The sequence below is a fragment of the Halovulum dunhuangense genome (genome assembly GCF_013093415.1).
Lineage (GTDB): Bacteria > Pseudomonadota > Alphaproteobacteria > Rhodobacterales > Rhodobacteraceae > Halovulum > Halovulum dunhuangense.
In genome coordinates, this window is record NZ_JABFBC010000001.1 from 1,338,155 (window position 1) to 1,358,760 (window position 20,606).

Annotated in this window: 17 protein-coding genes, 1 pseudogene and 1 riboswitch; of the genes and pseudogenes, 1 reads left to right on the plus strand and 17 read right to left on the minus strand. The window is 69.7% G+C overall.

The genetic code is table 11. The features are described 5' to 3' along the window. The 13 genes and pseudogenes from thiD to HMH01_RS06645 all read right to left on the minus strand — a co-directional run bounded on the left by thiD (window position 1) and on the right by HMH01_RS06645 (window position 13,215). Window positions 1–789 (minus strand): bifunctional hydroxymethylpyrimidine kinase/phosphomethylpyrimidine kinase, encoded by a 789-nt coding sequence (gene thiD, locus HMH01_RS06585; protein WP_171323578.1) that lies wholly within the window; start codon window positions 787–789, stop codon window positions 1–3. Beyond that, on the minus strand, window positions 786–1,397 hold the full coding sequence (gene thiE, locus HMH01_RS06590) for a thiamine phosphate synthase (protein WP_171323579.1): 612 nt from the start codon (window positions 1,395–1,397) through the stop codon (window positions 786–788). Before thiE ends, thiD begins: the two co-directional genes overlap by 4 nt. Further along, window positions 1,394–2,236: a hydroxyethylthiazole kinase gene (gene thiM, locus HMH01_RS06595; RefSeq protein WP_171323581.1), complete on the minus strand. Its 843-nt coding sequence runs from the start codon at window positions 2,234–2,236 to the stop codon at window positions 1,394–1,396. Before thiM ends, thiE begins: the two co-directional genes overlap by 4 nt. Window positions 2,237–2,299: 63 nt before the next feature. Next, window positions 2,300–2,399: riboswitch (TPP riboswitch) on the minus strand. A gap of 28 nt (window positions 2,400–2,427) precedes the next feature. Next, a pseudogene (locus tag HMH01_RS06600) lies at window positions 2,428–3,321 on the minus strand (bile acid:sodium symporter family protein); the annotation flags it as partial. 330 nt (window positions 3,322–3,651) lie between these two features. Continuing rightward, on the minus strand, window positions 3,652–4,698 hold the full coding sequence (locus HMH01_RS06605) for a trans-3-hydroxy-L-proline dehydratase (RefSeq protein WP_171323585.1): 1,047 nt from the start codon (window positions 4,696–4,698) through the stop codon (window positions 3,652–3,654). A gap of 12 nt (window positions 4,699–4,710) precedes the next feature. Continuing rightward, on the minus strand, window positions 4,711–6,387 hold the full coding sequence (gene lhpI / locus HMH01_RS06610) for a cis-3-hydroxy-L-proline dehydratase (RefSeq protein WP_171323587.1): 1,677 nt from the start codon (window positions 6,385–6,387) through the stop codon (window positions 4,711–4,713). A gap of 2 nt (window positions 6,388–6,389) precedes the next feature. Then, entirely contained in the window at window positions 6,390–7,391 is a 1,002-nt protein-coding gene (locus HMH01_RS06615; protein ID WP_171323589.1) for a 4-hydroxyproline epimerase, read from the minus strand. A 12-nt stretch (window positions 7,392–7,403) separates the two neighbouring features. Next, window positions 7,404–8,627: an NAD(P)/FAD-dependent oxidoreductase gene (locus tag HMH01_RS06620; protein WP_343035163.1), complete on the minus strand. Its 1,224-nt coding sequence runs from the start codon at window positions 8,625–8,627 to the stop codon at window positions 7,404–7,406. Between the two features lie 4 nt (window positions 8,628–8,631). Then, window positions 8,632–9,354 carry an amino acid ABC transporter ATP-binding protein gene (locus HMH01_RS06625; RefSeq protein ID WP_171323591.1) on the minus strand — a complete coding sequence of 241 codons (723 nt, stop codon included), beginning with the start codon at window positions 9,352–9,354 and terminating at the stop codon, window positions 8,632–8,634. After that, window positions 9,347–10,000 (minus strand): amino acid ABC transporter permease, encoded by a 654-nt coding sequence (locus HMH01_RS06630; RefSeq protein WP_171323593.1) that lies wholly within the window; start codon window positions 9,998–10,000, stop codon window positions 9,347–9,349. The genes HMH01_RS06625 and HMH01_RS06630 overlap by 8 nt, the downstream gene beginning before the upstream one ends. Window positions 10,001–10,013: 13 nt before the next feature. Next, on the minus strand, window positions 10,014–10,679 hold the full coding sequence (locus HMH01_RS06635; RefSeq protein WP_171323595.1) for an amino acid ABC transporter permease: 666 nt from the start codon (window positions 10,677–10,679) through the stop codon (window positions 10,014–10,016). 68 nt (window positions 10,680–10,747) lie between these two features. Next, complete coding sequence (locus tag HMH01_RS06640; protein ID WP_171323596.1) at window positions 10,748–11,557, minus strand: transporter substrate-binding domain-containing protein; 810 nt, start codon at window positions 11,555–11,557, stop codon at window positions 10,748–10,750. Between the two features lie 143 nt (window positions 11,558–11,700). Further along, window positions 11,701–13,215, minus strand: coding sequence for an aldehyde dehydrogenase (NADP(+)) (locus HMH01_RS06645; protein WP_171323598.1), 1,515 nt, complete (start codon window positions 13,213–13,215; stop codon window positions 11,701–11,703). A gap of 124 nt (window positions 13,216–13,339) precedes the next feature. On the opposite strand from HMH01_RS06645, the gene HMH01_RS06650 reads away from it, so the two are divergent. Beyond that, window positions 13,340–14,371, plus strand: a complete 1,032-nt coding sequence (locus tag HMH01_RS06650; protein ID WP_171323600.1) for an Ldh family oxidoreductase — start codon at window positions 13,340–13,342, stop codon at window positions 14,369–14,371. 26 nt (window positions 14,372–14,397) lie between these two features. Here HMH01_RS06650 and HMH01_RS06655 read toward each other — a convergent pair whose 3' ends face one another. From HMH01_RS06655 to HMH01_RS06670, 4 genes are all read right to left on the minus strand, one after another. After that, complete coding sequence (locus HMH01_RS06655) at window positions 14,398–14,850, minus strand: hypothetical protein (protein WP_171323602.1); 453 nt, start codon at window positions 14,848–14,850, stop codon at window positions 14,398–14,400. A 143-nt stretch (window positions 14,851–14,993) separates the two neighbouring features. Next, window positions 14,994–15,953, minus strand: coding sequence for a dihydrodipicolinate synthase family protein (locus HMH01_RS06660; RefSeq protein ID WP_171323603.1), 960 nt, complete (start codon window positions 15,951–15,953; stop codon window positions 14,994–14,996). Window positions 15,954–16,143: 190 nt separating this feature from the next. Further along, window positions 16,144–16,848, minus strand: a complete 705-nt coding sequence (locus tag HMH01_RS06665; protein ID WP_171323605.1) for a GntR family transcriptional regulator — start codon at window positions 16,846–16,848, stop codon at window positions 16,144–16,146. A 140-nt stretch (window positions 16,849–16,988) separates the two neighbouring features. Then, window positions 16,989–20,597 carry a hydantoinase B/oxoprolinase family protein gene (locus HMH01_RS06670; protein ID WP_171323607.1) on the minus strand — a complete coding sequence of 1,203 codons (3,609 nt, stop codon included), beginning with the start codon at window positions 20,595–20,597 and terminating at the stop codon, window positions 16,989–16,991. Window positions 20,598–20,606 lie beyond the last annotated feature (9 nt).

Below are 20,606 nucleotides of genomic sequence, written 5' to 3' on the forward strand. Positions count from 1 at the left end.
TCACAGATGGAAATGATTGACCGGCCCGTGGCCGCCGCCGACCGCCAGCCGGTCCGCGCCGGCGATGGCGTCGCCCAGCCAGTCCTTCGCCCGGCGCACCGCCTCCTCCAGCCGCCGCCCGTGGCCCAGCTCGCAGGCCAGCGCCGCCGAAAGCGAGCAGCCGGTGCCGTGGGTGTTGGCCGTCGCGTGGCGCGGCCCGTCGAGGCGGATGACCCCGGATGGCGTCACCAGCAGGTCCGGGCTGCCCGCGCCTCCCAGATGCCCGCCCTTCATCAGCACCGCCCGCGGCCCCAGCGCCAGCAGCCGCCGGCCCTGGTCCGCCATCGTCTCCGGATCCGCCGCCTGACGCTCGCCCAGCAGATCCGCCGCCTCGGGCAGGTTCGGCGTGAGCAGCCCCGCCATTGGCAACAGCGTCCCGCGCAGCGCCGCCACCGCCGCCGCCTCCAGCAGCCGGTCGCCGCCCTTGGCGACCATCACCGGATCCAGCACGACGGGCGCCTCCAGCCCCGCCAGCGCACGCGCCACCGCGGCGATGATATCGGCGCTGCCCAGCATCCCGATCTTGACCGCGTCGATGCGGATATCGGCGCGGATGGACGCGATCTGCGCCTCGACCAGTGCCGGATCGACCAGCGACACCGCCTGCACGCCGCGCGTGTTCTGCGCCGTCAGCCCGGTGATCGCCGCCATCGCATAGCCGCCCCTCGCGGAAATCGCCTTGATGTCCGCCTGGATGCCCGCGCCCCCCGAGGGGTCGGACCCCGCGATGCTCAGGATGTTGGGGATCATGCCTGCCTCCATTCCGCGACCAGCGCGCGGGTTGCGTCCTCGGGCGCCGCGGCCCGCACCACGGCCGAGACGACCGCCATGCCCGCCGCCCCCGCCGCCTTCACCGCCGCCGCGTCGCCCGGGCCCAGCCCGCCGATCGCGACCGCCGGCACACCTGCGCGCGCCACGATGGCGGCCAGCCCGTCAAGGCCCGTGGGCGCGGCGTGATCGGGCTTCGTCGCCGTCGCCCGGACCGGCCCCGCGCCGACGTGATCGACGCAACCGGGCACCCGGCTTGCCTGCGCCACCGTCTCGACCGACAGGCCCAGCAGCCGGCCAGCGCCCAGCCGCGCCCGCGCGGCCACCGGGTCGCCGTCGCCCTGGCCGATGTGCAGCCCGTCCGCGCCGGCCGCCAGCGCCACCTCCAGCCGGTCGTTCACGATCAGCTTCACGCCCAGCGGGCGCAACTCGGCCACCAGCGCGCGCGCAAGCGCCACCAGCTCCGCATCGCTCGCCCCCTTGTCGCGCAACTGCACCGCCCAGGCCCCGCCGCGCGCCGCGGCGCGGGCCTGCTCGATCACCGGCAGGGGGGCGGCGGGATCGGTGATGACGTAGACCGGCCCGATCATGTCACGCTTGTCCGCGCGCCTTCGGACGCGACGCTCACCTGCGCGCCTTCGGACGCGACCCTGACCCGCGCGCCTGCATCCAACGCCTCCGGCGTCTGCGCCGCCAGCGCATCCAGGAATGCCGGCTGGAAACTGCCGGGCCCCCCGGCCGCCCGCGCCGCCACCTCGCCCGCCAGCCCGTAGCTGGCCAGCGCCGCGGCCGTCGCCTCCAGCGGCCCGGCGCCCACGCAATAGGCCGCGATCACCCCGTTCAGCGAACAGCCCATCACCGTGACCCGCGCCATCAGCGGATGGCCGTTGGCGATGCGGTAGCCGCGCGCGCCGTCGGTGACGTAATCCTCGGGCCCCGACACCGCGACCACCCCGCCCGTCTCGCGCGCAAGCGCCTGCGCGGCCTCCATCGCCGCCTCCACGCTGTCGCCCGCATCCACGCCGCGGGCCTTGCCCGACAGCCCCGCCAGCGCCAGGATCTCGGACGCGTTGCCGCGCACCACCGTGGGGCGCAGCGCCAGCAGCCGCCGCGACAGGTCCTGCCGGAACCGCGTCGCACCCACGCCCACGGGATCGAACACCCAGGGCCGCGCGTTCGCGTTCATCACCGAAGCCGCGTCCTCCATGGCCGCGCCCCAGTCGGGATCGGCGGTGCCGATGTTCACGCTCAACGCCTGCGCAAGGCCGGCGAATTCGCCCACCTCCTCGCGCGCATGCACCATGGCGGGCGACGCGCCCACCGCCAGCAGCACGTTGGCCATGACGTTCATCGCCACGAAATTCGTGATGTTGTGGACCAGCGGCGCGGTTTCCCGCATCCGGGCCAGATGACTGCCTGGGTTTTCCATCGCTCTTCCCTTTCCGCGGCGGAGAGAGAGGCGATGCAGGAGCAGGGCCAGGACGGGGCGCAGGCTCGTCGCACCGAGACTCCCTACGCCAGCATGATCTGGTTCAGGTTCGAAGGGTGCTTCTCAGCCCGCGCGGTCCGCGCGGACGCCCCTGTCCGGTGCCCGCACCAGACCGCGCCCGCGGGAAAGTGTCAAGGGTGCAGCGCCCTGCGCCGGGCATTCAGCGCGGCGAAGGCGCTCGCGCTCAACAGCATCCAGATCCCGTAAAAGGCGGCCGGCGTCAGCGCCATCGCCGGCAGGCCCAGCAGCACCGCCAGCGTCAGCGCGGTGGGCGTGCTCTGCAACCCGCATTCCAGGCTGAGCGCCCGCGCCTGCGGCGGCTCCAGCCGCGCCATCCGCGCCGCGATCAGCGCAAGCGCCATGGCCGACAGGTTCAGCGCCAGCGCCAGCAGCCCCGCATCGCGCAGCGCCCCCTCCAGTTCCGCCCGCGCATCGACCAGCGACAGCGCCAGAAGCCCGCCCAGCAGCAGCGCCGCCATGCGCAGCACCCGGCGGCCATGCCGCGCGACCAGATGCGCCAGCCGGACCCGCGCAAGCACCCCCAGCGCGACCGGCACCACCACCAGCGCGAAAAGCGTCAGCGACAGGACCGGAAAGGACAGATCGCCCGCGATCTCCAGCCCCAGCACCGCCTGGGCCAGCGCCAGGATCGTGGGCACCGTCACGAAGGCGGCCAGCGTCATCGTCGCGGTCAGCGTGATCGACAGCGCCGTGTCGCCCCCGGCAAGCCGCGTGAACAGGTTCGACGTGACCCCACCCGGCGACGCCGCGAGCAGCATCACCCCCAGGCCCAGTTCCGCGGGCAGCGGCACCGGCCACGACAGGATCAGCGCCAGGCCCAGCGCGGGCAACGCCAGCCCCTGAAGACACAGCCCCAGCACCAGCGCGCGGGGCCGCGCCAGCACGCGCCGGAAATCGCCCAGGCGCAATTCCAGCCCCAGCCAGAACATGATCCCGAACAGTCCCAGCGGCAGCCCGATGTCCAGCAATGTCCGCACGGCTTGCGATTGCCTCCCGTCACCCTCGTGCGGGAAGGAAAGGGCAGGGGGCGGGTCGCGTCAAACAGTTCTGCAACATTCCCGTGGCAAAACCGACATGTCGCCGCTGCGGGTCCGATGAGCCGGGCGGCGGCTTCTCACCAAATCCGACCCAACTCTCCGGCCCGGTCTTTCCGGGCCGGGGCTTTTTCGGGCGGGACCGGCGCTGCGCTGCGCTCGCCCCGCGCATCGCCCGGCGGAAAAGACGCGCCGCCGGGCCGGTCCGGCGGGGTCGCTGCCGGGCGCTGATGCCCGACGAAGTGCCATACGCGTGCCATACGCGTGCCATACACTTTCCAGACGCCTTCCAGGCGGCTGTCAGCGGCCCCCCCGCCAGGGTCCGGCGCCCCAGGTATCCGACAGCCGATAGCCCCCGGGCCACGGGTCCGAGGGGTCAAGCATGTGCTGATGGATGCCCGTGATCCAGCCCCGGCCCGAGATCTCGGGCAGGATCGCCGGGCTGTCGCCCACCACCGCCTCGCCCAGGATCCGCCCGGTAAACGTCGAGCCGATAAGGGAAATTGCCGTCAGGCTCTGCCCCGTCCGCATCTGCCCCCGCGCATGCAGCACCGCCATCCGCGCCGACAGGGCCGTGCCGGTGGGCGAGCGGTCGACCTTGCCCGGCTGGATCGCCACCGCCGCGCCCGCGCGCAGGTCGCCCCCGTCCTGCCGAACCGGCCCCGCGAACAGGCAGAACGAGATATGCCGCCAGTCGGGATTCTCCGGATGGACAAACCCCAGCTGCTCGTTCGCGGCATTGGTGATCGTCACCCCAAGCCCCGCGATATCGCGCGCCTCGTCGGGGGTCAGGGCAAAGCCAAGTGCTTGGGAATCCACGAAAACGAAGCTGTCCCCACCATAGGCGGTGTCCACCTTCAGCGTGCCCAGCCCCGGCACTTCCAGGTCCGCGTCAAGCCGTGCCGCGAAGCTCGGCAGGTTCTGCACGAAGATCCGCTCGGCCTTGCCGCCCCGGCATTCCGCGCGCACCCGCACCAGCCCGCCGGGTGCTTCCAGCGTGATCTCGGTAACGGGTTCCACCATCGGCAGGATGCCCGCATCCAGCAGCACGGTCGCCACGCAGATCGAGTTCGACCCCGACATCGGCGGCGTGTCCTCGGGCTCCATGATGATGAAGGCGGCATCCGCGCGCGGATCCTTGGGCGGCACCAGCAGGTTCACATGGCGGAACACGCCCCCGCGCGGCTCGTTCAGGACGAAGTTGCGCAAGGTGCCGTCGCGCGCGATCCAGCGGCTCTGCTCCCACAGGGTGTCGCCCGGCGGCGGCGTCACGCCGCCCACGATCACGTCGCCCACCTCGCCCTCGGCATGGGCGGAAATGACGTGGATGGTCTTTGACGATCGCATCGGATTATCCTTTCACGCCAACCAGTTGGGCATGTTTTCCGGTGCCCGGCCGGTGCGCGCCGTCTCGGCGCATTGGGCCAGGTTTCCGAACCGCATCCGCCGGCCCGTCAGCCCCGGGCCGTAATGGGCGTACTTGCCGGAATTGGTCATCACGACCTTGGCCGTCGGCGGGAACACCGGCTCAGAGATCGAGCACCAGCACAGATCCGGCACCACCTTCACGCCGAAGTCCATCAGCCGCGCCAGGGTTCCGTCGCGCGCCATCGCGGCCAGCGTCGCCCGGCCCACGGTCAGGATCACGTCCGTCCCGGGATTGCGCGTGCCGGTCAGCAGGTCCGCCAGCATCCGGCACTCATGGGCGGAGGCGTGGGGGCTGCCGATCGCCACCAGGTCCACCGCGTCGGGCGCCTCGTTGAACCCGGCCCAGAGGGTGCGGAAATCGGCAAGGGCCACCTCTGCCGTGTCCGCATCCTCCACCGGCGCCAGCCCCGCCTCGGGGGTGTGGCCCGCCACATGCAGCATCGGCGCGGCGGATGTCGTGCCGAAGGCCGCGCACAGCGCCTTTAGGTCGTCCTCTGTCGGCGAGAGCCCCTCGCAGCCCGCGATCAGCGGCACCCGGTCGGGCGCGGCCTGGCCCACCAGCCAGCCCAGCATCGGCCAGAAGGCGTCATCCACTTCTGCCGGGGCGGCGACCCGGATCACCCGGCGGGGGCGGCGGTTTTCCGGCAGGTAGACGCCGGAATGGGGCGCGCGGCCCGTGAGGGCTATGAAAAGATCCAGGAAATCCGGGTGCTTGACCGTGCGCGCGCCCAGCACCGAGTTGGCATAGATCACGGCATTGGACTCGGACCAGCCGATATCCTCGCCCGGCTTCGGCGCGTTCTCCAGCAGGTAGGGCGCGCAGGTGAAGCTGGGCGCGGCCCCCATCGCGACATAGGCATCCGCCAGCCGGCTGGCCGGCCCGCCGAAGCTGTCGGGCACGCCTTGGCCACGCCAGTTCTCGTGATCGACAGAGATCGCGTTGGTGGTCGTGGGCACCACCACCCGCCCGCCAAGTGCTGCCATTTCCTCGGCAAAGCGCAGGTTGGCGGGGCTTGCGTAGATGCAGCCGTCGATATGTACCCGCGTCACGTCGCACAGCCGCGCGGCGCCCTGGTTCGCGGCCATGGCGATCAGGATTTCCATGGCAAGCTGCGCTGCGCGGCCATGCGCGCCCGCAAGATAGGCGCGGTCGCTTTCGGTCAGGTCGAGCGCGGCAGCGGCGGGGGGCGCGAGGGGGATCTCCGTGCCATCCGCGATCAGCGTGTCGGCGGTGATCCGCACCCGCTCGGCCCGCGCCACCTGCGCAAAGGCGGCATGCGACAGGCGCAGCACCGGAAAGCCCCGGCCGAACAGCCGGTCGGCGACCATCGCGCCCAGTGTCAGCACGTCCTCGGCCTCGGCGAAGATCAGGGCGGCCGGGGCGCGGCCGTTCAGCGCCATGTCGAGGATCACGCCGCTTCCGGTGCACGACCCGCGGCTGGTGGGCATCATCAGCACCTTGCCCGCGACGCTGGCGCCGTGCAGCGGGTGGTGGGTGTCGATGACCCGCGCGGTGGCCGGATCGACCCCGCCCCAGAAGCTGAGCCCTTCGCCGGTGGCAAGCACCTGGCCCTCGGCCTGCCCGGGAAGAACGCTTTGCGCCGTCATGTTCATTTCACCACGAAGCCATGCGCGAAGGGGTCGCGCTCGTCTATGAAGATCGTGTTGTAGCCGGTCATACGCGCCCATCCGGCGATGGACGGGATGATCGCGTCGCGCCCGGCGACAGTGGCCGCCGCCTCGACCCGTCCCTTGAAGATCGAGCCTATGATGCTTTCGTGCCAGAACTCGTCGCCCACCTTCAGCTTGCCCCTGGCCGCAAGCTGCGCCATGCGCGCCGAGGTGCCGGTGCCGCAGGGCGAGCGGTCGATCGCCTTGTCGCCGTAGAACACCGCGTTGCGGGCATGGGCGCCGTCGACCGTGGGCGCCCCGGTCCACAGGATATGCGACAGGCCCCGGATCGCGTCATGCTCGGGGTGGACGAAGTCGTATTTCGCGTTGAGCGCCGCGCGCAGTTTCGGGGAATGGCCGATCAGCTCGGCGGCAGTGAAATCGGCCATGTCGCGGAAGTTCTGCTGCGGCTCGACGATGGCGTAGAAATTGCCGCCATAGGCCACGTCCACGGCGATCTCGCCCAGGCCTTCCACCTCGGCGGTCAGACCCTCGGCGTAAAGGAAGGCGGGGACGTTGGTCAGGCGCACTTCCTCGACGAAGCGCCCCTCCTGCCGGTAGGCGATGTCCACCTTGCCGGCGGGCGTCTCGATCGACAGGCGACCCGGTTCGCGCGGGGTGATCAGGCCGTTCTCGATCCCCATGGTGATCGTGCCGATGGTGCCATGCCCGCACATTGGCAGGCAGCCCGAGGTTTCGATGAACAGCACCGCCACGTCGCAATCGGGGCGCGTGGGCGGATAGAGGATCGCGCCCGACATCATGTCGTGCCCGCGCGGCTCGAACATCAGGCCGGTGCGGATCCAGTCGAATTCGCGCAGGAAATGTGCGCGGCGTTCCAGCATGTTGGCGCCCTGAAGGCGCGGCCCGCCGCCGGAAACGAGGCGCACGGGATTGCCGCAGGTATGCCCGTCGATGCAGGAGAACGTATGGGTGGCCATGATGGACCTCGGTCAGAAACGGTGGGGTGCGTAGGGGGTCATGTCGATGCCGGGCGCGCGCCCCGTCAAGAGGTCGGCCACGATCTCGGCGGTGCCGGCGGACTGGGTCAGGCCCAGATGGCCATGGCCGAAGGCGCATATCACGTCCGGTCTTGGCTTGAGCGGGCCGATTGCGGGCAGGCTGTCGGGCAGCGAGGGGCGGAAGCCCATCCATTGCGTGCCGCCCGTGGTCCTGAGACCGGGCAGGAAGTCTGTCGCCTTCTTCAGCATCGCGTCGGCGCGGGCGTAGTTCGGGGGCAGGTCGAGCCCGCCCAGTTCCACAGCGCCCCCCACGCGGATCCCGGTGGACAGCCGCGAGACAACGAAGCCGTGCCCGCCAAAGGTGATCTGCGTGCGCAGGTCGAACGCATCCACGGGCAGGGTGGTGTTGTAGCCGCGCTCTGTTTCCAGCGGTATCCTGACGCCGGCAGTCCGTGCCAGCCGATGCGAGAAGGCGCCGGCGGCCAGCACGATCCTTTCGGCCTGCATGACCCCGGTGGCGGTCTGCACGCCGCCCGGAACCAGCGCCGTCGCCTCGGCGACGACGATCTGGCCGCCCCGCGCGCGCACCTGTTCGGCCAGCGCCAGCGTGTAGTCGCGCGGGTCGGTGACGGACCACCAGCCCGGGGTGAAGGTCGCGTGGGTGAAGCGCGGCGCGAGGCCGGGCTGGATTTCCGCGATCTCGTCGCCCTTCAGGTGGCGGAACTCGATGCCCTCGGCCTGCCGCGCCGCCCATCCGGGAAGCGAGGCGTCGAATTCGCGCGCGCCCTCGTAGACCTGCAACTGCCCGTCGCGGCGCAGGAAATGCCCCAGCCCCTCGCGCGAGAGCATCGATTCCAGCGCGGCCCGGGAATGGCGCATCATCGCGGTCTGGGCGCGGGTGGACGCCGCCACCTGCGCGGGCCAGGATGCGCGCCAGAAGCGCAACATCCAGGGCGCGATGCGCAGCGCGTAGGCGGGCGGCACCGACAGCGGGCCCAGCGGGTCGAGCAGCCATTTGGGCGCCTGCCGGATGATCCGGGGCGAGGCCAGCGGCAGGATGTCGCTAAAGGCGAAGGCGCCCGCGTTCCCGGCCGAGGCGCCGGCGGCCGGCCCCTCGCGGTCGATCACCGTCACGCTCAGGCCCCGCGCCTGCGCGGCAAGCGCCGCGGAGAGCCCGACGACCCCCGCGCCAATCACGATCACGTCCGGTTGCACGATGTTATCTGACGCTCGAGAGGAACTTCTGCGTCTCGGGGTCCTGCGGCGCGCCGAATATCTGGTCGGGCGGGCCGATCTCGGCCATCACGCCCTGGTGGAAAAAAGCCACGCGGCGCGACACGTCGCGCGCGAAGCCCATCTCGTGGGTGACGCAGATCATCGTCATCCCCTCGTCGGCCAGCATCTTCAGCGTGTCCAGCACCTCGCCCACCAGCTGCGGGTCGAGCGCGGATGTCACCTCGTCGAACAGCATGTACTTGGGCGACATCGCCAGCGCGCGGGCGATCGCCATGCGCTGCTGCTGTCCGCCCGACAGGCGGCCGGGATAGGTGGTCAGCTTGTCGCCCAGGCCCACATGTTTCAGCTGGCGGACGGCGATCTCCTCCGCCTCGGACCGGCCCATGCCCAGCACCTTGCGGGGCGCGAGCGTGACGTTGTCGAGCACCGTCAGATGCGGAAAGGCGTTGAACTGCTGGAACACGATCCCGACCTTCTGCCGCAGCCTGTTAAGGTCGGTCTTGCGGTCGTGGACCACGGTGCCGTCGATGGTGATCCTGCCGCTGTCGATGGCTTCGAGCCCGTTGATGCAGGTCAGCAGCGTGGATTTCCCCGAACCCGATCCGCCGATGACCGACACCACCTCGCCGCGCTCGACGGTCAGGTTGATGCCCTTCAGCACCTTGAGCGCGCCAAAGGATTTGTGGACGTTCTCGATCTCAATCATTGGACCACCGTCTTTCGAGATAGCCGCCGAGGCGGGCGATGGGGAAGCTGATGGCGAAGTAGAACAGGCCGCAGATCATCAGCAGCAGAAGCGGCTCCTGCAGGCGGGTGATCAGGATCTGGGTGGAGCGCAGGAGTTCCGTCACCTGCACAACGTAGACCAGCGCCGAGTCCTTCATCACGCCGAGCGCAAGGCCGATCCAGGAGGGCAGGGCCACGCGGGTCGCAAGCGGCGCCACGATGTAGCGCATGTCCTGGAACCACGTCATGCCAAGCGACCGGGCGGCCCGCCGTGTGGTCGTCGGAACCGCCTCGATGCCGCCGCGCACGATTTCCGCGCAATAGGCGGCGGTGTAGAGCGACAGCACCATGCAGGCCACGGTGAAGCCCGAAAGCCGGATCTGGAGGACGGTGCCGATGAAGGCGTTGGCCAGCACCAGCTGGATCAGCAGCGGGATCGAGCGGAAGACGTCCAGGAAGAAGGTCAGCGGCGCGGCGAAGATCGGGCCAACCTGGTAGCGGATCACCCCGAAGAGGATGCCCAGAGCCGTGCCGATCACGACCGAGATGCCGGTCACGATCAGCGTCATCCCCGCCCCCTTGGCGAGGAAGATCATGTCGTTCGTGCTCAGCGCGGTTTCGAACATGGCCTGCCCCCGCTCAGTACTTGAACAGCCGCGACGCGATCAGGCGCGCCGACAGGGTGATGGCCTTGGTGATCAGGTAGAAGATCACCGCCGCGATGGCGAACAGTTCGAAGGTGCGGAAGGTCAGCGCGTTCAGGTCCTGGGTCACGCCGTAAAGGTCGATGTTCATGCCGACGGTCACGCCCAGCGAGGTCATAAGGATCGCCCAGACCATCTGGTTGGTCATCGGCAGGAAGGCGATGCGCAGCATCTGCGGCAGCACGACGTAGCGGAAGGCCTGCATGCCGGTCATGCCCAGCGAGCGGGCGGCCCGGGTCTGGGTGTCGGGAATGGCCTTGAGCGCGCCGCGGAAATTCTCGGCCAGGTAGCCTGCGTTGTTGAAGGTGATCCCGACCAGCAGCGATACATAGGGGCTGAGATAGAGCCCGAAGCTCGCCACCCCGAAATGGGCCATGTAGATCTGGAACAGCGCCGGCGTGTTGCGGGCGACTTCCACCCAGCTTGTCGCTACGGCGGAAAGGGCCCGGTTGCCGGAAAGGCGGAACAGCGTCAGCATCACCGCCAGCGCCACGCCGATCAGCATCGAGAGGATGGCCACTTCCATCGTGACCAGCGCCCCTTCCAGCATCTGCGGCAGCCGCGCATAGGCCTGCCGCCATTGGAAGGTGTAGTCGAACATGTCCGCCTCGCTAAATGGAGAGGGGGAAGGCGGCGCAGGGTTTGCCGCGCCGCCTTCGGCCGTTCAGGTCAGCGGTAGGCGTTCGGCACGGTCAGCTGCGCCGGCTCGCCCTCGCCGATCCACTTGGCGAAAAGCTCGGCATAGCGGCCGGTGCGGACCTGCTGGTTCACGAACAGGTTCAGGTAGTTGATCAGGCCGTATTCGTTGCGCATCGTGAAGAGCGCGACGTAGTCGGGCACCATCGGCGCCTTGGCGATGATCGAGATGCCCGGATAGTTGCCCGAGTCGACGTTGGCGTTGGCCACTTCGGTGGTCGACACGGTGGCGTCGATCTGGCCCTGGCTCAGCGCGAGGAATACGTCGGCCTGGGTCTGGTAGGGGCGGAAGGTGCCCTCGCCCCACTCGGCGATGCGCTCTTCGATCCAGATCGCCTCGTAGGTGCCGGCGGTCGCGCCGATGGTCTTGCCGCGCATGTCGTCCCAGCTGTCACCCTCGACACCCTCGGCCACCACGACCGAGTTCTCGAAGGCGTAGTAGGGGACCGAGAAGCCGACGGTCTTGGCCCGCTCCAGCGTGTCCGAGGTCGAGGCGACGCCCACGTCCACCCGGCCCGACATCAGCGCGGGAATACGCTCGGGGAAGGGGGTGTCGACGATCTCGGCGTCGACGCCCAGGGCGGCGGCCAGGTCGTTGCAGTAATCGACGTCGAAGCCGATCGGGTTGTTGTTCTCGTCACGCATCCCCATCGGCGGGAAGTCGAGCGTGACGGCGCAGCGCAGCGTGCCCGACGCGATGATGTCGTCAAGCTTGTCCGCCTGGGCCGCACCTGCAAGGCAGGCAAAGGCGATGGCGGCGCCGATCAGTGTCTTGGTGGTCATGGTTGCCCTCTCCGTTGGCTTGATTCTTCCGTGGACTATGAAACGTCGAATTCCGCGTATCAAGTGAAAATAATCTCTGTATACTTGTTGTATGGAAATCCGGAAGGCGCCGCGCCCGGCGGGGGCGCGGCGCGCTCCGATCTTCAGGCCAGATCCTCGGGCAGCAGGTCCGCGGGGATGTTCTGGTAGCATACCGGACGCAGGAAACGGCGGATCGACAGCGTGCCGACCGAGGTCGCGCCGAAATTGGTGCTGGCGGGGTAGGGGCCGCCGTGCACCATGGCGTCGCAGACCTCGACCCCGGTGGGAAAGCCGTTGGCCAGCACCCGGCCGGCCCTGCGTTCCAGCACCGGCAGAAGCCGCTGGCCCAGCGCCCGGTCGCCCGGATCGAGATGCAGGGTCGCGGTCAGCTGGCCCTTGAGGCTGTGGGCCACCGCCAGCATCTCGTCCGCGTCGCGCACGGTGACGATCAGCCCAAGGGGCCCGAACACCTCTTCGGACAGGGCATGATCCGCCAGCCAGTCCTGCGCCGTCACCCGGAACAGGAAGGGCCGCGCCTCGCGCCGGTCGCACATCTGGCTCAGCAGGTCCTGAACTCCCGCCGCCCCCGCGACGCGCGCCGCACCCGAGCGGTAGGCGTCGGCGATGCCGTCGGTCAGCATCACCTGCGGCCCGGTTTCCGAGAGTGCCGCGCGGGCCGCCTCGGCGAAGCGGTCGGCGTCGGGGCCTTCGATCACCACGCAGATGCCGGGATTGGTGCAGAACTGGCCCGCCCCCATGGCCAGGCTGCCGGCCCAGCCGCGCCCGATTTCCTCGGCGCGGGCCGACATGGCGCCGGGCAGCAGGAACATCGGGTTGACCGAGCCCAGTTCGCCGAAGAAGGGGATCGGCTCGGGCCGGGCGGCACACAGGTCGAACAGTGCGCGGCCCCCGGCCAGCGATCCGGTGAAGCCCACGGCCTTGATCCGGGGATGCTGGACCAGCGCCGCGCCAACGGCGCGATTGCCGCCCTGGATCTGGCTGAAGACGCCCGCGGGCATGTCGCAGGCGGCGATGGCGGCGGCGATGGCCTCGGCCACGATCTCGGAAGTGCCGGGATGGGCGGAATGGCCCTTGACCACCACCGGGCAGCCTGCCGCCAGCGCCGCCGCCGTGTCGCCCCCCGCGGTCGAGAAGGCGAGCGGGAAGTTCGACGCGCCGAACACCGCCACCGGGCCCACGGGGCGCTGGATCATCCGCAGATCCGGGCGCGGCAGCGGCGCGCGGTCGGGCTGCGCGGGGTCATGCCGCCGGTCGAGATAGTCCCCCTTGCGGATATGGGTCGCGAAAAGGCGCAGCTGGCCACAGGTGCGCCCGCGCTCGCCGTCGAGCCGGGCCGCGGGCAGCCCCGTCTCGGCGGTGCCGATCGCGGTGATGTCGGCGCCGCGGGCCTCGATCTCCGTGGCGATGCGGTCGAGGAAATCCGCGCGCTCGGCCCGGCTGGTCGCGGCATAGGCATCGAACGCCGCCTCGGCCGCCTCGCAGGCGCGGTCCACCAGCTCGACACTGCCCACCGAGAAGCGGTGCGCGGGGCCATGGGCGGGGGCGTTCTCGAATGTTTCTGCGGTGGCGATCCATTCGCCGGCGACAAGATGCCTGCCGTGTGGAACATGGGTCATGGCGCACTCCTTCGTGTCTGTCGGCAGCCCGGTCGGGCTTGAGATGTTGGAGACAATCAATATACAAACAGTATGCAAATGCAAAGCGCATCCTGTCGGGATGCGGATGGCAAGGGGAAGCAGGATGACCGGACCCATGCGGCTGACCGAGGGCGAACTGATCCGCCGGATCGAGGCGATCTTCACCGGGGCGGGCCTGTGCAAGACCCAGGCGGGGGCGCTGGCCCGTGTCATCGCCGCCGGAGAGCGTGACGGCTGCAAGTCGCACGGCGTCTACCGGATCGAGGGGTGCCTGCGCACGATCAAGGCGGGCAAGGTCGCGGCCGACGCGATGCCCGAACTCGCGCCCGAGGATGGCGCCATCGTCCGCGTCGACGCGCAGGGCGGCTTTGCCAATTCCGCCTTCGAGCTGGGCCTGCCCGTGCTGGAGGAAAGCGCGCGGCGGCACGGGCTGGCGGCGCTGGTCATCAACGACTGCGTGCATTTCTCGGCGCTCTGGCCCGAGGTGGAGGCCATCGCCGACCGCGGTCTGGCCGGGATCGCCATGTGCCCCAGCTATGCCAGCGTGGCACCTTCGGGCGGGCAGGCGCCGCTGCTGGGGACCAACCCCTTCGCCTTTGGCTGGCCGCGTCCGGGGCGCGATCCCTATGTCTTCGACTTCGCCACCTCGGTCGCCGCGCGGGGCGAGATCGAGTTGCACCGCAAGGCGGGCAAGCCGCTGCCCGAGGGCTGGGCCATCGACCGCGACGGGCAGCCAACGACCGACCCCGCGGCGGCGCTGGAGGGGGCGATGCTGCCCTTCGGCGGGCACAAGGGGTCCGCCATATCGACGATGATCGAGTTGCTGGCGGCGGCGATGATCGGCGATCTGACCAGCCCCGAGGCGCTGGAGGCGCTGGGCACGACCACGCTGGCGCCACGGCATGGCGAGCTGATCCTGGCCTTCGACCCCGGCCGCTTCGCGTCGCGGGCGGGCGGCAATCCGTTCCCCCGCGCCGAGGCGCTGCTCGACGCCATCGCCGGGCAGGGCGCGCGGCTTCCTTCGCAACGCCGCTACGCCGCGCGGGCCGAGGCTCAGGCGCAGGGCATCGCGCTCAGCGCCGAGGAAGTGGCGCTGATGGACCGGCTGGCGCGAGAGGGGCTGGCGGCGGTGTGACCGGTGCCTGCGCGGCTTTGCGGTCGCTAGTTCCCCAGGATGCCGTCCAGGTTCCTGATGATGCTCGTCAGCAGGACGATGCCGCAGATCAGCACGGCCAACCAGAACGCGAAATGCAGGACAAAGGCCGACGAACCGAAACCCACCGCCATGTAGGACGGGCGGTGCGGCTCGTTGCGGTAGAGCCCGATGCCGCCGAGGATCACCGCGATACCGGCCACGACCAGGGCGCCGACCGTGACGATCAGACCAAGGCTGATGCCTGCCGGCTCGGGCCCGGGTGCGGGTTCGCCGCGCATGGCGCGTTCCGCCGACTGGCGGATATCGGCGGCGATCTCTCCGATCAGGGCGCCGGTGCCCTGCTCCTGCGGCTCGAAGAAGGTGGAAATCTGGATGAGCGTCACGACCACAGCCGCGACCCCCAGAAGAAAACCCGTCATCCCGAATTTCGGTGGGTTATGCCCTTCCGTGTGGTCCATGGTCAGGCTCCGTAGCTTGCTGCGGCGAGCCTACGGAAACTGTTTGACGAAAATGCGACGCGGGGTTGCGCGGGGACCGTCCGGTCCGCGCCGGATGCCTGCGGCCCCGCCGGGGCGGGGCCGGTGATCGTGCCTCCGGGCACTCAGACCTTGTGCTTCGCCACCTCGGGCTGCTGCGACCATTCGGCGTACCAGGTGTCGAAGAGCTTGAGCTGCGCCTCGATGAAGCCCTGCTGGCTGGGGGAAAGCCGGTCGCTTTCGTTGAAGTGCAGCAGGTATTCCGGGTTCCCCTTCAGCACCATCATGTGCTTGAAGAACAGCACCAGGTCGGGGCCCGCATCCACCGCCGACAGGATGGCCAGCGCCTCGTCCAGTTCCTTCGCATGGCGCCGCGCGGCGACGTCGCCCGCGGCTGCTGCCTGGCACAGCGCGGTCAGGTGCAGGATCTCCTTCGGGAGCACGCAGCCGATGCCGGTGATAGCGCCGGTCGCGCCGCAGTTGACGAAGCCGTGGAACACGCAGGTGTCCACCCCGATCATCAACGTCACCTGGTCGTCGCGGCTGGTGATGTGCTCGGCCGCGTAGGACAGATCCTCCGGCCCGCCGAATTCCTTGAAGCCGACCAGGTTCGGATGCTCGGCGCGCAGCGCGAAGAACAGGTCGGCGCGGGTGGCGAAGCCGTAATAGGGGCTGTTGTAGATCACCGCCGGCAGGTCGGGCGCCGCGGCGAGGATCGCCTTGAAGTGATCCTTCTGGGCCGCGACCACGGGCCCGCGGGACAGCACGCGGGGAATGACCATCAGGCCGGCGGCGCCCACCTTCTGGGCGTGGGCGGCATGGGCCACGGCCATTTTCGTGTTCACGGCACCGGTGCCGACGATCACCGGGATACCGGCCTTCACCAGGCGCTCGACGCCCTCCATCCGCTCGGCGTCGGTCAGGAGCGGCCAGTCACCCATCGAGCCGCAATAGACCACGCCGCGCATGCCCGCGCCGACAAGTTCCTGCGCCTTGCGCACGAGCGCGTCGAAATCGGGGCTGCGATCCTCCCGGCAGGGGGTCATCAGGGCGGGGATGGTGCCTGAGAATATGGAGGAAGCCATCTGTATCTCCTTCGGGCGGTCTGACGGGGCCGGCACGGCACGCCGGGCTGCCCGCGATTCTGTCACTGGATACGCCGATGATATGCGTTGTATTTTATTTGTCGACATAAAATTTGGCGACAGGCCTTCCGGAACGACGAAGCCCGGCGCGGTGGCCGGGCTTCGTGACGGGCGGGTGCCGAAGGGGCGGTCAGAGCGGGATGGTCTGCCGGCGGTCGCGGGCGACAAGGGTGCGGATCTGGCGCACGATCTGGTCGGCATGGGCGCTGGCCAGCCGGTCGCAGGTGGCGATGTCGCGCGCCTCGATCGCGGCGATCATGCGGTCATGCTCGATCACGTATTCCTCTGGCAGCTGGTCGTTGAACGACTGGTAATAGAGCCGGAGCAGCCGCCGCCCCTCATCCAGCAGGCGGCAGCACAGGCCCGTGTAATAGGGGTTGCGCCCGGCCTCGGCGATGGCGGCGTGGAACTCGCGGTTGGCGGCGATCATCGCCAGCGCGTCCTGCGACTTCACCGCCTGGGCGAACTCGGCCTGGTGGGCGCGGATCGTCTTCAGATCCTCGGGCGTGTGGTTCTCGGCCGACAGCCGGGTGGTGACGCGATACATCAGCGTCAGCGCGTCGAAGAAGCTGTGCAGGTTGATGAAGTCGATGTTCGAGACCACGGTCGAGCGGTTCGGCAGCGTGGTCACCAGCCCCTCGCCGGCAAGCCGCACCAGAGCCTCGCGGATCGGCGTGCGCGACATCGACAGCCGTTCGGAAAGCTTGATCTCGTCGATCGGGCTGCCCGGCGGCAGGGCAAGGCTGAGGATCTCGTCCCGGAGCGTGTCGTAGACATACTTGACACCCGAGCCGCGCTTGCGCTCTGTCGAGGGGGGGGAAGCGTTTTCTGTCATCGGGGGCACCCTCTTGTCGACATGCAAAATACATGCCGCCGACGCCAATTCAACCTCTTTGATCGGGACGGCACGGGTTGCGGTGGGCAGCCGCCGATGGGCGTGCCTGCCGGCGCGGCGGGGCACCGGCAGGGCGGGGATCACCCGGCAGCGTCCGGCGGGCCGAAGCCGCCGCCGCCCGGGGTGCGCATGACGAAGACGTCGCCGGCTTCCATCTCTGCCCGGTCGTTGCCCGCCAGCCCGTCGCGCCGGCCGTCGGCCCGTTCGACCAGGTTCTCGCCCGGAAGCCCGGCTTCGCCGCCCGCTACGCCGAAGGCGCCGGTCTTGCGGTGCGAGGACAGCACCGTCACGGTCATCGGTTCCAGGAATTCCAGCCGCCGCACGATCCCGTCGCCGCCGCGAAAGCGCCCGTCACCGCCCGAGCCGCGCCGGATCGAGAATTCGCGCACCCGCACGGGAAAGCGCTGCTCAAGCACCTCGGGGTCGGTCATGCGGGTGTTGGTCATGTGGGAATGCACCGCCGAGCACCCGTCGAAGCCGTCGCCCGCGCCGGTGCCGCCGCAGATCGTCTCGTAGTTCTGCACCTTTTCGTTGCCATAGACGAAGTTGTTCATGGTCCCCTGGCTGCCCGCAAGCACGCCCAGCGCGCCGTAAAGCGCCTCGGCGATGGCCTGGCTCACCTCGGTGTTGCCCGAGATGACCGCCGCCGGGTAGCGCGGATTGATGAAGCTGCCCTCGGGCGCCACGATGCGGATGGGCTTGAGGCATCCCTCGTTCATCGGGATCGCGCTGCCGACCAGCGTGCGGAACACATACAGCACGACCGCATGGCAGATTGCCAGCGGCGCGTTGTAGTTCAGCGCGTCCTGCGGGCTGGTGCCGGTGAAATCCACCACCGCGCTGCGCGACGCGTGATCGAGCGAGATGGCGACCTCGATCCGGGCGCCGCTGTCCAGCACATAGCTGAAGCGGCTGTCGGGCAGCACGTCGAGCACGCGGCGCACGCATTCCTCGGCGTTGTCCTGCACATGGCCCATATAGGCCTGGACCACGTCGCGGCCGAACTGCGCCACCGCCTTGCCCAGTTCCCGCGCGCCGGTCGCGTTGGCGGCGATCTGGGCCGCAAGGTCGGCCATGTTGTCCTCGATGTTGCGGCAGGGCCAGCGGCCCGAGGCAAGCAGCGCCCGGGTTTCCGCCTCGCGCAGGCGGCCCCGCTCGACCAGGCGGAAGTTGCGGATCAGCACGCCTTCCTCGTCGATGTGGCGGCTGTCGGGAGGGGCCGATCCGGGGGTGCGGCCACCGATATCCGCGTGATGCCCGCGCGAGGCGACGACGAAGTCGATCCGGTCGCCGGCGGCGTCGAAGACCGGGGTGATCACCGTCACGTCGGGAAGATGCGTCCCGCCGTGGAACGGGTCGTTCATCATGAACACGTCGCCGGGACGGATCGCGTTCGCGTTCTCGGCCAGGATCGCCTTCACGCTTGCGCTCATGGATCCCAGGTGCACCGGGACATGGGGCGCGTTGGCGATCAGGTTGCCGCCCGCATCGAAGAGCGCACAGGAAAAGTCCAGCCTTTCGCGGATATTGACCGAAGCGGCAGTATTGGCCAGCGTCGCGCCCATCTGCTCGGCGATGGACATGAAGAGGTTGTTGAACACCTCGAGCATGACCGGATCGACCTTGGTGCCGATCGCCTCCTGCCGCTTCAGGGCGACGACGCGGCGCAGGACCAGCGCACCGCCGGGCAGGCACTCGGCACGCCAGCCGTGTTCGAGCACGGTGGTGCCGGTGGGCTCGTTGATGATGGCGGGGCCGTCGATGGCGGCCCCGGGCGCGATGCGCGTGCGGTCATGGGTGGGCACTTCCGCGAAGCCGCCCCCGGTCCACATCCGCGCGCGCCCCGTTTCGGAGGCGCCCTCGGGCGCGTCCGGCAGGCGGGCGCTTGCGCCGGTGCGCCCGATCGCCTCGACGGTCATCATCTCGGCCGCCAGCGTGTCCGCATCGGGACGGAAGCCGAACTGCGCCGCGTGGGCGTCCATGAATTCCGCCACCATCGCCGCCGTGTCGGCCAGCGTCACCGGCAGGCTGGTCTGGGCGTTGCCCGCACGGACGAAGACCTTCGTCACCAGGTCCACGTTCTCGGGGCTGACGTCCTGGGCCAGCACCTCGGCGCGGCCGGCCCGGGCCAGTTCGTCCGCCGCCGCGGCCAGCGCCGCCCCGTCCGACAGCGGCAGGTCCAGCTGGCGTTCCTTCAGCGCGACGATGTCGGCCAGCCCCATGCCCAGCGCCGAAAGCACACCGGCGAAGGGGTGCAGGTAGACCGAGGTCATGCCAAGCGCATCGGCCACCAGGCAGGCATGCTGCCCGCCCGCGCCGCCGAAGCAGTTGAGCGTGTAGCGCGTCACGTCATGGCCGCGGCTGACGCTGATTTCCTTGATGGCGTTGGCCATGTTCTCGACCGCGATGCGCAGGAAGCCCTCGGCCAGTTCCTCGACGCTGCGCGGCTCCTCGCCGGTGGCGGCGGCGATTTCCTGCGCCAGCGCCGCGAACTGCGCGCGGGGCGCGTCGGTGTCGAGCGGCTGGTCGCCGCCGGGCCCGAACACGCGTGGAAAGGTCTCGGGCTGCAACTTGCCCAGCACCGCGTTGCAGTCGGTCACCGTCAGCGGCCCGCCGCGACGGTAGCAGGCCGGGCCGGGATCGGCGCCGGCGCTTTCGGGGCCCACCTGGAGGCGTCCGTCGCGCCAGCTGAGGATCGAGCCGCCGCCGGCGGCGACCGTGTTGATATGCATCATCGGCGCGCGCATCCGAACGCCGGCCACCTCCGTCTCGAAGCTGCGCTCATAGGTGCCCGCATAGTGGCACACATCGGTCGAGGTGCCGCCCATGTCGAAGCCGATCAGCCGATCGAACCCGTCCGCGGCCGCGGTAGCGACCATGCCGACCACGCCGCCGGCGGGCCCCGACAGGATCGCGTCGCGCCCCTGGAAGGCGGCGGCGTCGGTCAGGCCGCCATTCGACTGCATGAACATCAGCCGGTCCACCCGGCCCGCATCGGCGCCCAGCGCGTCGCCGACCTGCGCGACGTAGCGGCGCAGGATCGGGGTCAGGTAGGCGTCCGCCACCGCGGTGTCGCCGCGCGCCACCAGCTTGATGAGCGGGCTTGCCTCGTGGCTCAGGCTGATCTGCCCGAACCCCTCCTGCCGCGCGATATCGCCGAGCGCGCGTTCGTGGTCGGGGTGGCGATAGCTGTGCATGAGCGCGATCGCCACGGCGCGGTAGCCCCTGGCATGGGCCGCGCGCAGCGCCGCGCGGGCGGCCTCGGTGTCGAGGGGGGCAAGGATGCTGCCGTCGGCGGCGATCCTCTCGTCGACCTCGATCACCTCGGAATAGAGCAGTTCGGGCAGGCGGATATGGAGGTCGAACAGCGCGGGGCGGTTCTGGTAGCCGATTCGCAGCAGGTCCCCGAAGCCCCGGGTGATAAGCAGGATGGTCGGCTCTCCCTTGCGTTCCAGAAGCGCGTTGGTGGCCACAGTCGTGCCCATCTTGACCGCGCCGATGCGGTTTTCGGGGATGTCCTGGTCGGGGGAAAGGCCCAGGATCTCGCGGATGCCCTGGACGGCGGCATCCTTGTAAGACTCTGGTTTTTCGGAAAGAATCTTGTGCGTCTTCAGGCTGCCGCTCGGGCTGCGCGCGACGATGTCGGTAAAGGTGCCACCCCGGTCGATCCAGAAATCCCATTTGGTCATCGTGTTGTC

Bases quoted from the DNA above. Each gene is read 5' to 3' on its own strand.
- thiD (WP_171323578.1), bottom strand. From the start codon at position 789: ATGATCCCCAACATCCTGAGCATCGCGGGGTCCGACCCCTCGGGGGGC.
- thiE (WP_171323579.1), bottom strand. From the start codon at position 1,397: ATGATCGGGCCGGTCTACGTCATCACCGATCCCGCCGCCCCCCTGCCG.
- thiM (WP_171323581.1), bottom strand. From the start codon at position 2,236: ATGGAAAACCCAGGCAGTCATCTGGCCCGGATGCGGGAAACCGCGCCG.
- HMH01_RS06605 (WP_171323585.1), bottom strand. From the start codon at position 4,698: ATGCGATCGTCAAAGACCATCCACGTCATTTCCGCCCATGCCGAGGGC.
- lhpI (WP_171323587.1), bottom strand. From the start codon at position 6,387: ATGACGGCGCAAAGCGTTCTTCCCGGGCAGGCCGAGGGCCAGGTGCTT.
- HMH01_RS06615 (WP_171323589.1), bottom strand. From the start codon at position 7,391: ATGGCCACCCATACGTTCTCCTGCATCGACGGGCATACCTGCGGCAAT.
- HMH01_RS06625 (WP_171323591.1), bottom strand. From the start codon at position 9,354: ATGATTGAGATCGAGAACGTCCACAAATCCTTTGGCGCGCTCAAGGTG.
- HMH01_RS06630 (WP_171323593.1), bottom strand. From the start codon at position 10,000: ATGTTCGAAACCGCGCTGAGCACGAACGACATGATCTTCCTCGCCAAG.
- HMH01_RS06635 (WP_171323595.1), bottom strand. From the start codon at position 10,679: ATGTTCGACTACACCTTCCAATGGCGGCAGGCCTATGCGCGGCTGCCG.
- HMH01_RS06640 (WP_171323596.1), bottom strand. From the start codon at position 11,557: ATGACCACCAAGACACTGATCGGCGCCGCCATCGCCTTTGCCTGCCTT.
- HMH01_RS06645 (WP_171323598.1), bottom strand. From the start codon at position 13,215: ATGACCCATGTTCCACACGGCAGGCATCTTGTCGCCGGCGAATGGATC.
- HMH01_RS06650 (WP_171323600.1), top strand. From the start codon at position 13,340: ATGACCGGACCCATGCGGCTGACCGAGGGCGAACTGATCCGCCGGATC.
- HMH01_RS06655 (WP_171323602.1), bottom strand. From the start codon at position 14,850: ATGGACCACACGGAAGGGCATAACCCACCGAAATTCGGGATGACGGGT.
- HMH01_RS06660 (WP_171323603.1), bottom strand. From the start codon at position 15,953: ATGGCTTCCTCCATATTCTCAGGCACCATCCCCGCCCTGATGACCCCC.
- HMH01_RS06665 (WP_171323605.1), bottom strand. From the start codon at position 16,848: ATGACAGAAAACGCTTCCCCCCCCTCGACAGAGCGCAAGCGCGGCTCG.
- HMH01_RS06670 (WP_171323607.1), bottom strand. From the start codon at position 20,597: ATGACCAAATGGGATTTCTGGATCGACCGGGGTGGCACCTTTACCGAC.